11 protein-coding genes are annotated in these 12,435 nt (G+C 43.7%); 5 read left to right on the forward strand and 6 right to left on the reverse strand.

What is annotated here, in order from left to right:
- Window positions 1–865: 865 nt before the first annotated feature.
- From L2744_RS13800 to L2744_RS13815, 4 genes are all read left to right on the forward strand, one after another.
- Window positions 866–1,825, forward strand: coding sequence for an integron integrase (locus tag L2744_RS13800; protein ID WP_248992453.1), 960 nt, complete (start codon window positions 866–868; stop codon window positions 1,823–1,825).
- Between the two features lie 456 nt (window positions 1,826–2,281).
- A complete protein-coding gene (gene nfsB, locus L2744_RS13805) occupies window positions 2,282–2,935 on the forward strand; it encodes an oxygen-insensitive NAD(P)H nitroreductase (protein ID WP_248992454.1) in 654 nt (217 codons plus the stop codon).
- Window positions 2,936–3,265: 330 nt separating this feature from the next.
- Window positions 3,266–3,910 carry a DNA-J related domain-containing protein gene (locus tag L2744_RS13810; protein ID WP_248992455.1) on the forward strand — a complete coding sequence of 215 codons (645 nt, stop codon included), beginning with the start codon at window positions 3,266–3,268 and terminating at the stop codon, window positions 3,908–3,910.
- A gap of 294 nt (window positions 3,911–4,204) precedes the next feature.
- Entirely contained in the window at window positions 4,205–4,957 is a 753-nt protein-coding gene (locus L2744_RS13815) for a thiol:disulfide interchange protein DsbA/DsbL (protein ID WP_248992456.1), read from the forward strand.
- A 69-nt stretch (window positions 4,958–5,026) separates the two neighbouring features.
- On the opposite strand, the gene L2744_RS13820 is transcribed toward L2744_RS13815, so the two are convergent.
- Window positions 5,027–5,575 carry a cytochrome b/b6 domain-containing protein gene (locus L2744_RS13820; protein ID WP_248992457.1) on the reverse strand — a complete coding sequence of 183 codons (549 nt, stop codon included), beginning with the start codon at window positions 5,573–5,575 and terminating at the stop codon, window positions 5,027–5,029.
- Between the two features lie 31 nt (window positions 5,576–5,606).
- Window positions 5,607–6,128 (reverse strand): menaquinone-dependent protoporphyrinogen IX dehydrogenase, encoded by a 522-nt coding sequence (hemG, locus tag L2744_RS13825; RefSeq protein WP_248992458.1) that lies wholly within the window; start codon window positions 6,126–6,128, stop codon window positions 5,607–5,609.
- 496 nt (window positions 6,129–6,624) lie between these two features.
- Between hemG and L2744_RS13830 the strand changes: the two genes are divergently transcribed.
- A complete protein-coding gene (locus L2744_RS13830) occupies window positions 6,625–7,464 on the forward strand; it encodes a TIGR03899 family protein (protein ID WP_248992459.1) in 840 nt (279 codons plus the stop codon).
- Window positions 7,465–7,576: 112 nt separating this feature from the next.
- Here L2744_RS13830 and cysC read toward each other — a convergent pair whose 3' ends face one another.
- The 4 genes from cysC to cysD all read right to left on the reverse strand — a co-directional run bounded on the left by cysC (window position 7,577) and on the right by cysD (window position 12,422).
- Window positions 7,577–8,194 (reverse strand): adenylyl-sulfate kinase, encoded by a 618-nt coding sequence (gene cysC, locus L2744_RS13835; RefSeq protein ID WP_248992460.1) that lies wholly within the window; start codon window positions 8,192–8,194, stop codon window positions 7,577–7,579.
- A 65-nt stretch (window positions 8,195–8,259) separates the two neighbouring features.
- Window positions 8,260–9,984 carry an SLC13 family permease gene (locus L2744_RS13840; protein ID WP_248992461.1) on the reverse strand — a complete coding sequence of 575 codons (1,725 nt, stop codon included), beginning with the start codon at window positions 9,982–9,984 and terminating at the stop codon, window positions 8,260–8,262.
- Between the two features lie 3 nt (window positions 9,985–9,987).
- Window positions 9,988–11,430, reverse strand: coding sequence for a sulfate adenylyltransferase subunit CysN (gene cysN / locus L2744_RS13845; protein WP_248992462.1), 1,443 nt, complete (start codon window positions 11,428–11,430; stop codon window positions 9,988–9,990).
- Between the two features lie 83 nt (window positions 11,431–11,513).
- Window positions 11,514–12,422, reverse strand: coding sequence for a sulfate adenylyltransferase subunit CysD (cysD, locus tag L2744_RS13850; protein WP_248992463.1), 909 nt, complete (start codon window positions 12,420–12,422; stop codon window positions 11,514–11,516).
- Window positions 12,423–12,435: the final 13 nt, after the last annotated feature.

Raw genomic sequence — 12,435 nt, forward strand, 5'->3', positions numbered from 1 at the left:
TGCTTCATCTACTGCGTTAACTCAATCCTTTTGAGTAACGTAAAAATAAGGCTTAAATAATTAGGCCGATATTTGTGTGCTCTACTTGACGTGGGGAGTCATACCAACGCCCGGCTAAGGGGTTGACAACGCACCGCCGAACTTAAAAAACACACTGTAAACACTGAACTTCAATTGTGCACTAAAACCGCCACGCGTTGGCAATCCCTCTTGAGCCGTTTGTTAGGCCAACAGATTGACAACGACACTTTCAAAAACAAAGAACAGGCTTTTTTGCAAACTTAAAACTAACTAACCGATTCATTTATAAACCAAAATGCTGAATCAGCAAAGAAACCAAAAAAACTCAAATTGAGCGATTTGGAAGAAAAGTGACGAGCGTAGCATGCTCGGCGGACGTTTGGATGCTGAAGGTTATTTTGCCGCTAAACCCACAGAGCTAAACAACCCAACGCGATCAAGAAACAACAAATATGTGATGATTATTTATTGCTTAAATTAAGCCACAAAGCATGGGATTTACCGTTCAATTCAAACTCGATTTAGCTAATAGAAACTCACTTTGCCTAACATTTTATTAGTGCGCATGCGCGTTTATCTCATTAGACCAGTAAAAACGCGCATTGTTAACTAGTTGTATTGCAAAGAACTTATCAGCTTTCCATTAAATACACCATCAGGAAAAACGCGCATGCGTATTTTCCAAACCTATTAACTCAAACCGTCAAGAACTAAATTGTTGATAATTAATATAATATATAAGGGAAGTAAATGTAAACGCGCAAAAAATTTTTACAGTCTTCCTTGATCTCAGCGATTTTCAAATAATACTGTATATATAAACAGCACTATAGAGATTGCTATCATGAGTATGAAAAGCCCTTTTTTAAGCGGTGTTCAAGAAGAAATGCGCATGCGTGGTTACAGTATCAGAACAGAAAAATCCTACCTGTATTGGATCAAGGCATTCATTAACTTTCACCACAAGCGTCATCCTGAAACGATGGGAACGGAAGAAGTCGCACAATTCTTAACCTTCCTTGCCAACCAACGGAATGTGGCTATCAACACTCAAAAAATTGCACTGAACGCGTTAGCCTATTTGTACCAGAAACATTTGCATCATGAGCTTGGAAATTTAGGTTTTTGCTATGCCACAAAACAGCGTTATTTACCTACTGTGTTATCCCCATCAGAAATCTCACTAATATTAAATGAACTTGATGGCCGCGATAGGTTAATAATAGAGCTGCTCTATGGTAGTGGATTGAGAGTTTCAGAATGCCTCAGGTTACGTATCCAAGATATTGATATTGAAAGAGCTTCGTTGACCGTTAGGGATGGTAAAGGTCATAAAGATAGACAAACAATCCTTAGCCATAAATGTGCCATTAAACTCACAGCATATATTAATAAGGCAATGGAGATTCTACATCGTGACAACCAACAAGGGATCGGTCCTTCCTTACCAAATGCGTTAGAGCGTAAGTATCCTAATGCTTTTAAGCAACACGGATGGATGTTCATTTTCCCTTCAACCACAACCTGTATTAATCCTTATACAGGAACGCTTTGCAGGCATCATCTCCATCAGAGTGTTATTCGTAAAGCTCTCGGAAATGCGGTACGTAATATCAAAATAGCTAAGCGTGTTACCTGTCATACATTTAGACATAGCTTTGCAACCCATCTACTTCAATCGGGCAGTGATATCAGAAGTGTTCAGGAGCTACTTGGCCATAATGACGTTAGTACAACACAAATCTATACTCACGTGCTCGGCCAACATTACGCGGGGACAACTAGTCCATTAGACACGTTATAATTTACTGTCGAAGTCAGAATGCAGAGTGCTTTAGACGCTCTCTAGTATTACTAAAATTTGATCAACTTGAAGCTATCAATCCTCACAATATGGAATGCTTCTAGCTTGGAATGGGGCAAAACAGTGGCAATAAATTCAGGATTGCTAATGGCTCCTTTGCCTCGACTTTGGAGGGCAAATAGCCATTCAACTAAGACAGCTAAAAGCTTCGTCCTAATCTTTGCTGTCAGCACCTGTTGCCGCTATTTATCTGCAATTTTGGTCGTGCCTCAACGGTAATAGCCAAGTTCCTATCCTGAATCTCAATTGAGCTTTTTTGCGTTTCAATAAGGTGCATCGTTGAAGCTACACCCAGTTTCAAAATTTTTTGAAACTAATACCTACTCTGATCACATTGTTTTTTACTTAAACCTGCTTAAAATGCTGACATGAATTTGTACGAATAGGAGCCGTTACATGAGTGATTTAAGTTTTCTTGCTAAAAAGCGTTATACCACTAAGGCATTTGATCCAACTAAGACGATTCCTGCGGATAAAATAACTGAAATCAAAACGTTATTGCAGTTCAGTCCATCATCAACTAACTCACAACCTTGGCATTTTGTGTTAGCGAGCACGGCCGAAGGTAAAGCGTTAATTGCACAAGCAACCGAGAATTATGCCTTTAACACTCAAAAAATTCTTAATGCGTCCCATGTCGTTGTGCTTTGCACACGCACCCAATTAGACGAAGCACATTTACTTAAGGTGCTTGAACAAGAAGCAAAAGATGGTCGCTTTGCTAATGAAGAAGCGAAACAAGGCCAGCATAATGGCCGCTCTTTCTTCGCTAATATGCATAAAAATGAACTCAAAGATGCCCAACATTGGATGGAGAAACAGGTCTACTTGGCGCTGGGCACCTTGATGTTAGGCGCGAGTGTTTTAGATATCGATGCTTGTCCGATTGAAGGTTTTGATGCGACCAAATTGAATCAAGTGTTAGGTTTAAGGGAGCAAGGTTTATGTGCCTCGGTTGTCGTCGCCCTCGGCTATCGCTCAGAGGAAGATTTCAACGCTAAATTACCAAAATCACGCTTAGCACAAGAAGTGATCTTTACCGAAATCTAAAAACAGTTGCAACACACTTCAATTAAAATGTCCTTGATTTAATAGCATTTAAACAAGGACATTTTTTATTATTCCGTTTGCTAATCTGAAGTGTTCCTCATTTTTACCACCTAAAACTAACCAGTTTGACAATCACACAGGGCTAGATTGCTCTAAAATCCATCTTTGCCTACACTTTTCCTCTATGGCATAGTCTAACTTCAATCATATTTTCAGTGGCACTCAGCAAACCCAATTCAGGCCCTCAAAATACAATGGCCGAAAGCTCAAGCAAATGGACATTTTAATAACATTGCTTTGCAAACAACAATATAGGATGGGACAGTTAGTATGTTACTCGCTAAACCTTCGCTCACAGCAGAAGCGCAATCGGCAACATTATCAACCACCAAAGGCGATAATCCGCTGATTTGGCCCCTTCTCTCGGTATTGCAAGCCTCTAATCAAAGCTGGAAAATCCACCACCTCGCCACTGAATTGCAAAGCAAAGGGTTAATTCATCCACTGGATGATAACCCGGGCAATGATTTGTTTAAGCGAAACTTCCTGCTGATGAATGCCCTATTTGAGTTACAGGAAATCCTTCTTCCTAGGCAATGGCTTCAGGTTAAAGCCATGGATATTCAAATCTTTCGCTTAGTACCATCAAACATAAACCTACTGATGATGGAAGATACATCGCTTAGAGAATATTACCTTGACTGGAATAACTACGACACAAGTGAAAATGTGGTAAGGGAGTTATTAGAAGCCTTCTGGAGTAGTTACAAGAGCTATATTGGCCTTAACATTAACCTAATGAATAAAGGGCACGCCCTTAGGGTATTTGAGTTAGATGAAAGCGCCACAGCGCGGGATATTCGCAAACAATGGCGTCGCTTAGCCCTTAAGTGGCATCCCGATCGACCTGAAGGCGATCCCGCAAGGTTTCGCGAAGTCTGTGAGGCTTGGCAATCGCTAAGGGATGTAGCTTAGAAATATGGCTAAGGCTAGCCATAAAACGTAAAGGATCTAGACCCCGCAATAAGTGTGATCCTGTTTGCAGTCCTGCAAATCTAAAGGGAAACTCCCTATGGGATCACAGATTTAGTCTAATATCCTCAACGCAATTCAGCGATAATTAAGTCTTTCAATTTAACCTGAAGAGCCTATACGTCAACAGCGCAGTCTCTGTCTGGCTTCGATGATGAAGCCTATTGACCTATTTTAGGTTTATGCCGCGCAGTGCATAATAATGATCCATTCCATCTAACCGATTTTGAGGAAAATATGATTAAACCATTAACCTTGGCAGTAGCCTTAATTTTGGCACCATTAAGTGCCTTTGCGGCCAACTTTACCGAAGGTACTCATTACACCCAAATCTCGGATAAAGCCCCTAGTAGCGAGCCTAAGTTAACTGAATTTTTCTCTTTCTATTGCCATAATTGCTTTAACATGGAAACAAACTATCTACCTGATATAAAAGCAAACTTAAATAAAAAGGTGGCATTTGATAGCAAGCATGTCGACTTTATGAATAGTGATATTGGCACAGAAGTAATGCGTTCATTGGCTGTTATTCAAGTCGTGGATAATAAAGACGCCTTAACCCATGCCATGTTTGCAGCAATACAAGGTGAAGCAGGGGCGAACGGTCACGATCACAGCGCGCCTGGACATAAACACGAGCCGCAAATCAATAGCCGTGATGATATAAAACAAATATTTGCCAAATTTGGAATTGATGGCGCTAAATACGATGAACTTGCCGATAATAAAAGCACCAATGAAAAACTCGCCCTGTGGCGATCCCAGCAAGACCAGTTCAAAGTAGAAAGCGTGCCCACGTTTATTGTAAATGATAAGTATGCTGTTAACTTAAGCAGTATCAAAACCTTAGATGAATTGATTGGATTAATTAACTATCTGGCCGTTGAAAAGGATGCCCAAGCCCCTAAAAGTTCAGGCGGCAGTTTAGCTTGGTTGTTTCTCGCCTTCGCTGCAGTGATAGGGTTAAGCCGCCAGAAGCAAATGCGTTAAGCATTACACCTTAAGTAAAAATAAAGATGGCCTCCAATGGAGGCCATCTTTATTGAAATGTGCTAAGCATTACTGCCGAATAAATTCAATGATATGGGTTGCAGCCAGCACAATGTGCACAATCAAAAAGCCAATAAAAGCCTGTGCACAAATGAGATGATAACCACGCCACTCCATCGCTGTTGATGTGCCTTGATATACAAACCAAACAACGCCTGTCAATCCGGTCGCGACCAGCAATAACATTCCGATACCTTCAACAACGCTGAATAGCCCTTTACCGCCCGCAACCGGGAGCTTACCTTTCGTTAACCCTGCAATGTCTTGTTTAAGTTGTGCCCAATCACCCACCAACCAACCAAAATATTGGTGCCACTTTCCCTGTAAGGTATTGCGAAGTAGAAATAACAAACCGAGTACCGCACTGACTAATCCTAAGTAAACATGCAAATAATCCCAAAAGCTGGCGGTATTTCTCAGGCTTCGTCCCATAAAAATCCATGGGCTTGTGCATACCAATAAAGTACAGCCAATCACAAGCCACACATGCAAATGTGCTAGCAAAATGCTCAGCACTTTGCCGAACTTTACTGTGGCTGTCGGTTTATCAGTCGTCATTTAATGCCCTTAAACTTCTAGCGAGCCACTTTTATGCTTGATGGATTTGCTCACCAAACTCGTTCACTTTCTGCCAATCAGTATATTCAACATTGGTAACAGGATCCGTTGGCCCCTTAGTTAACCACATAATAAAACGAATTATATTTCTATCTAAGGCGTTATAACCTTGGTAGTTTAAGTTACCACCAAAAACCTGCAGTAGTTGAGGTCTCCAAGTGGTTTTACTTAAAAAAGCCTGCATATAAGGGTTAGTCTCTGGGGTATTTTTTTGTGGCTTACGGGCAACTAAACTCACGGAGAAAAAACCGCTTACTTTTTGTGTCAACAACGCTTGATGCTTTTGAATAAATTCATATAACGTCGGGTTATGTTTTCCATGGCGGATACTGGCGCCGATAATGATTTTGTCGAAGGACTCCATCGCGGGTACGGCCTTAATATCGGCGATAACGACTGAATTACCTAAATCCTTAAGTTGCTGCGCTAACTGATTGGTGATCTTACGGGTTTGGCCGTGAACACTAGAGAAAATGATCAGAATTTTTTTCACTGTAGCCTCGATTATCTCAACAAAAATAAGAAAAAGCGGCCTGAAAAATGATAGTGAAAGGCGGCTTAGATTTATGACGCAAAAAGCAAACTGCCTATTACGAGATTGCATATTAGGTGATTTAATTATCAATTTACATGAAATAGATCACGGGCTTAGCCCCGACGGGCTTAAGTATATACCGTAGTTTTAGCTTGCTCACAAAAATAGGCTCGAGTGATAAATATAGAATGCAAAAATGACATCGCATTACTGACTAACACCACTCCATTAGAGCTCGAATTATTCAGCAATCTCACCTCACCATCTGCTATCAAAATTTAAGCTTTCAACATAAACATAATAATCGTGAATAGATTGAGTTAGATAAGCTAATATAGCCAGAAGCCTGAGAAAGCATAAACTCAAGTAGCGCATAGACTAAGCTAAATCACACTCTTAGGTTCGCAAATTCGTTAGACTCCCGATGTCAGCACACAAACAAGGATCGACTCAAATGAAGGACTCGGATATTTTAATGCTGGCGGAAGAAAGCGAGTCAGCGTCCGAAGTCTCCGCTCGTAAAAAAGCCCTACTACTGGGCCGCCAGTTAGGGCTTGCAAGTGAGCAGGAGTATCGCCCAGCTAACGCATCGATTGCTGAGCGCGCTCAGCACAGGGAACGAAAATTATCGAGCCAATATCAATCGAATGTGGAGACGATTTTCGCGCTGGCACTCAGTTACACACCATCGGATGTGACGGGAGTGGATCTCGATCCTGACTGGAGCCATCAATTCTTCCTGATGGCAGAGCAAATTCATAATCGAAAAATGCAGGATCTCTGGGCTCGTATTTTATCAAGTGAAATCGTTAATCCCGGTAATTTTAGTCTGCGTACCCTAGTCCTCCTTAAACAACTCACCCATAGGGAAGCGCAGATCTTCGAAAAAGCCTTAGGAATGGCGGCAAAAGTTAATAATGAACAACGTCTTAAACTGATCAGTGGCTATCGGCTATCTGGCGGAATTGGACAATACTTCAGAAAAATCACCACAGTAAATCTTGGCCTATCTCAATTTGGTCTGCCTTATTCCAGTATTCTAACCTTAGTCGATGCGGGTATTTTGCATAGTAGCGAGTTTGAAACTGGGCTTCTTAATAGCAAAACCCCAATCCAATTCGCCATGCCAGGCATACATATGAAATTAACGCCTAAAAGCGGTAATCTTCTATTTACTTATTACCGTTTAACCCCCATTGGTGATGAACTCGCCTTACTCGTGCAACCCAAAGCAGATCAAGAATACTTAAAAGCACTACAACTCTTATTCGCTAAAGACTTCAAAATAGAATAATTATCACGACCTGAAAATAGAAAGTTTCGAATTAATCACCACCCACTGCCAAAAAATTTCAGAAGTAAAAAAGGAGCCAAAGGCTCCTTTTAAACAGGATAAACGCCAAAAGTTAAGCGAGCACTTTTGCCTTATCGGCATTGATAACATTTATCGCCGTTAAATAGTCAATTAAGGCGCGCACTTGAGTCGCTAAATCGCCTTTGCTGGTATCTATGGTTAACTCGGCGGCAAGTGGCGTTTCATAGGGTGAGGAAATACCCGTAAAGTTACTGATCTCGCCACTGCGCGCTTTCACATATAGCCCCTTAGGATCGCGCTGTTCACACACACTTAATGGCGTCGATACATGCACTTCGATAAACTGCCCCGCAGGAAAACGGGCGCGAATGCTATCGCGCTCTTCACGGGTCGGTGAAATAAAAGCCGACAAAACCACAAGCCCAGCATCCACCATTAATTTAGCTACTTCACCCACTCGGCGCAGGTTCTCATCACGGTCTTCAACAGTAAAACCTAAGTCTTTGCACAGACCATGGCGCACATTATCGCCATCGAGCAAATAAGTGTGGAATCCCGCCTCAAATAACGCTCGCTCTAATGCTCCAGCCAAGGTCGACTTACCCGCGCCAGAAAGTCCGGTAAACCAGAGTAATACTGGGTTTTGGCCTTTCTGCTCGGCTCTGGCAGCTTGATCTACAGGATGTTGATGCCACACGATATTTGTCATAATAACTCCTCAATCCCCAAAGCTGACAAGCAGCTAAAACTGGGGTAATAAACTCAAGCTAATCACTAAAATGGAAAGATGATCGGCACCATAAAAATAACGATCAGGGAATACAACACAGATAATGGTAACCCGAGGCGGACAAAGTCACTGAAGCGATAATTGCCCGCATTAAAGACCATTAAATTGGTCTGATAGCCGTAGGGTGAAATAAAGCTCGCACTGGCACCAAAGACGACGGCCATAATAAAAGGTCTTGGATCCACACCGTAATTCAGCGCAATGGCGTAGGCAATGGGGAAAGATAAAGCAGCGGCGGCATTATTAGTGACCAGTTCAGTCAATAACAAGGTCATTAAATACACACCAACAAAAGCACCAAAGACCCCATAGCCATTGATTACACTCAATAATCCTTGAGCTAAACTGTTCGCAAGGCCGGTACTCATCATCAAATTGGCAAGACCGAGGGCACAACCAACTATCACGACTAATTCCAATGGGAAGCGGCGTTTAAGCTCTGCTAATGTTACTGCGCCGATGGCAAAATAACTGAGCAGCAATATCACTAAACCTTTGGCCAATGGCAATACGCCAGTGACACTCAGGACGATAGTAGCCGCAAAACCAAGTAACACCCAACGACCACGACGGCTGTCTAAACGCACATTCAAATCTAACCCGCTGATGGCAGCAAACTCTGAGCTGAGTTTAGTGTTGGCACTAAAAGTATCCCCAGGCGTTAGCAGTAATACGTCTCCCGGTTGCAGCACTATGTCACCGAGCCCACCTTTTAGCGGATGATGTCCACGGCGAATCGCCATCACGGCCGCATCAAATTGCTCCCGAAAACGAGACTCCTTCAATGAACTCCCCACCAAACTCGATGATGGTGCGAGTACAGCTTCAACCAGATTTTGCCCTTTAGCCTGATGCTTACCGAACCAATCTAAGCCATCGAATTGATGTAATAACTCAACCGACTCCACTGCACCACTAAAACGCAGTACATCATCAGCCTGTAAAACAAGCTGCGGTGGCACAGGGCAAATACAAATGCCACTGCGTTCTAATTCAACTAGATATAACTTTTTCAGCGCCCTGAGCTTATTGTCGACCACGCTGCGCCCCACCAAGGACGAGCCTGTCGCCACATGTGCTTCGAGTAAATAAGGTAAGGCTTCTTCGCCATTATCTTCACGTCTATCGGGCAATATGTTCGCCAGTAAGATAAGCAACATCATACCAGCAATCAGAATAACCACTGCCACTGGGGTAAACTCGAAGAAACCTAAGGCCGGTAAGCCGGCATTTTCCACAAAGGAATTCACAATCAGGTTAGTCGAGGTACCAATCAGAGTCAGTGTGCCACCTAAAATTGCTGCATAGTTCAGCGGTAACAATAACTTAGCGGGTGCATGTGCCTGATTTCGCCGTACCACACCAATTAAAGATGCGACTACGGCCGTGTTATTAGTGAAGGACGACAACAAGGCGGTAGAAAACCCTAACTTTGCCATTGTCATAGGCAAAGAACTATTGCCAATGACTTGACTCAACTTTCCCAGCAAGGACGTTTTTTCTAACGCAGTCGCGGCCAACACCAGCAGGACTAGCGTGACTAAGCCAATATTGGTAAAGCTTGTTAATGCGGTATCGAGCGCCACCATGCCGAGCAAATAACAGAGCAAAAACGCAAATAAAAACAATACCGCAGGGTTTATACGGCCGCTAATTAAGCCAGCCACAAGACCTAACAAAATAATCGCTAACAGCCACAAGTCACTCACAAATTAAGCTCCAAGCTTAGTGATATCTATCGCTTGCCAATGGGGGAAGTGTTTACGCACTAAGGCATTAAACTCGACTTCAAAGGCACTAAATTGTGATGCTGTTTGCTTGTTAACATGTTGACCCGACACCACCATCACCGCGGCAACCGTCGCATTACTCAGGCGGTCGATTAAGATCATCCCGCCCGTATCACGCACTAACGAATACGCATCGAACACTATGTCTTCGGTCAGTTCTAAGGTCACACGGGCAATCGCGTTTAACCCGAGTGTATCCGTCGCGCTGCGCGCTAAAGTGTTAACGTCAACCACATAATCTATTGTAGTCACAGAGGCTTGCGTCTTCTTACCTGCTACTTTAATGTCATATAACTGACCGAGTTGTAATGGCTTTTCATCCATCCACACTATGTCGGCGCTGATCACGTTAGCGACGGCTGGCGCAGAATCTGGTTTTGCCAGTAAATCGCCACGGGAAATATCAATTTCATCTTCCAGCGTGATAGTCACAGCTTGGCCAGCAACGGCTTCCTGTATGTCGCCATCGAAGGTGACAATACGTTCAACCGTGCTGCGCTTGCCCGATGGCAAAGCGACTAACTCATCACCCACATTGATAATGCCAGAAGCTAAAGTGCCCGCAAAACCGCGAAAATCTAAGTTAGGACGCGACACATATTGCACCGGAAAACGTACGGGCAATGAACTGAGTTCACGTTGAGTATCAATGGTTTCCAGCAGTTCGAGCAGAGTACCGCCTTGATACCAAGGGCTTTGAGTGCTGTGCTCGACCACGTTATCGCCATTGAGCGCCGACAACGGCACAAAGTGGAGGTCGAGATTGCCAAAATCTTTAACGAAATCCGTAAAATCGGCGCGAATACGGTTGAACACTTGTTCGTCAAATCCGAGCAAATCCATCTTGTTCACCGCCACCACAAAGTGACGAATGCCTAGTAATGAGGCGATAAATGCATGGCGCTTAGTCTGGGTCTGCACGCCGTAGCGGGCATCGACTAAGATCACGGCTAAATCACAGGTCGAAGCGCCCGTTGCCATGTTGCGAGTGTACTGCTCATGGCCTGGGGTATCGGCAATAATGAACTTACGCTTATCGCTTGAAAAATAACGGTAAGCCACATCGATTGTAATGCCCTGCTCGCGTTCGGCTTGCAGACCATCCACCAGCAAAGCTAAGTCAATCGCTTCACCTGTGGTGCCCATCTTAGCGCTGTCGCTTTTTAAGCTCGCCAATTGGTCTTCATAGATCTGGGCGCTATCGTGTAACAGTCGGCCGATTAAGGTACTTTTACCATCATCGACACTGCCACAGGTTAAAAAACGCAGTAGACCTTTATGCTGCTGCCGAACTAAATATTCTTTCACGCCATGGAGGGTAATTTCTGCCGCCATGCGATTGGTTTTATTGACCGCGTTGTCCATCTTATTCTCACTCTTGATCTGCTTGGCTGAATGTCGCGCTGCAGTAGCGCCACATTCGCGAAATAGGATTAACCTTACCTAGATTAGAAGTAACCTTGACGCTTCTTTTGCTCCATGGAGGCACTTTGATCTGAGTCGATCAGTCGGCCCTGACGTTCGCTTGAACGGGTTAACAGCATTTCTTCAATAATCTTCTCTAGGCTGTCGGCCTCAGAATGCATAGCGGCTGTGAGTGGGTAGCAACCTAAGGTTCTAAAACGTACCACTTCTTCTTTAATCTGCTCGCCTTCGGCCAACTGCATACGATCATCGTCGGCCAAGATCAACTGACCGCCACGCTCGACCACGGGGCGTTTTGCTGCAAAATATAAGGGCACTAACTCAATGTTTTCTTGGTAGATATATTGCCAAATATCCAACTCGGTCCAGTTAGATAAAGGGAATACCCGAATACTCTCGCCCTTGTTCACTGCGCCGTTATAGGTGCGCCATAATTCTGGACGTTGGTTTTTAGGGTCCCATCTGTGGTGGCGGTCACGGAAGGAATACACCCGCTCTTTAGCACGGGATTTTTCTTCATCGCGGCGTGCCCCACCGAAGGCCGAATCGAAACCATATTGGTTAAGTGCTTGCTTTAAACCTTGGGTTTTCATGATATCAGTGTGCTTAGCACTGCCATGTTCAAAGGGGTTAATCCCTTGCGCTACACCTTCAGGGTTAGTATGGGTCAGTAGCTCGAAGCCAAATTTCTGTGCCTGAGCATCGCGAAACGCGATCATCTCTTTAAATTTCCACCCCGTGTCGACATGCAGCAGCGGGAATGGGATCTTGCCGGGATAAAAAGCTTTACGCGCTAAGTGCAGCATAACGGAAGAATCTTTCCCGATGGAATACAACATCACAGGATTATCGAATTCGGCTGCAACTTCACGAATGATCTGGATGCTCTCAGCTTCCAGTTGTTGTAAGTGGCTTAATTCACGCCCGGCCATACTATTCTCCGTT

Origin of the sequence: Shewanella profunda, assembly GCF_023283765.1 — a bacterium.
Taxonomy (GTDB): Bacteria; Pseudomonadota; Gammaproteobacteria; order Enterobacterales; family Shewanellaceae; genus Shewanella; species Shewanella profunda.

What these genes read in the sequence shown, in the direction of transcription:
- L2744_RS13800 (WP_248992453.1), top strand. Translation starts at nt 866, where the DNA reads ATGAGTATGAAAAGCCCTTTTTTAAGCGGTGTTCAAGAAGAAATGCGC.
- nfsB (WP_248992454.1), top strand. Translation starts at nt 2,282, where the DNA reads ATGAGTGATTTAAGTTTTCTTGCTAAAAAGCGTTATACCACTAAGGCA.
- L2744_RS13810 (WP_248992455.1), top strand. Translation starts at nt 3,266, where the DNA reads ATGTTACTCGCTAAACCTTCGCTCACAGCAGAAGCGCAATCGGCAACA.
- L2744_RS13815 (WP_248992456.1), top strand. Translation starts at nt 4,205, where the DNA reads ATGATTAAACCATTAACCTTGGCAGTAGCCTTAATTTTGGCACCATTA.
- L2744_RS13820 (WP_248992457.1), bottom strand. Translation starts at nt 5,575, where the DNA reads ATGACGACTGATAAACCGACAGCCACAGTAAAGTTCGGCAAAGTGCTG.
- L2744_RS13830 (WP_248992459.1), top strand. Translation starts at nt 6,625, where the DNA reads ATGAAGGACTCGGATATTTTAATGCTGGCGGAAGAAAGCGAGTCAGCG.
- cysC (WP_248992460.1), bottom strand. Translation starts at nt 8,194, where the DNA reads ATGACAAATATCGTGTGGCATCAACATCCTGTAGATCAAGCTGCCAGA.
- cysN (WP_248992462.1), bottom strand. Translation starts at nt 11,430, where the DNA reads ATGGACAACGCGGTCAATAAAACCAATCGCATGGCGGCAGAAATTACC.
- cysD (WP_248992463.1), bottom strand. Translation starts at nt 12,422, where the DNA reads ATGGCCGGGCGTGAATTAAGCCACTTACAACAACTGGAAGCTGAGAGC.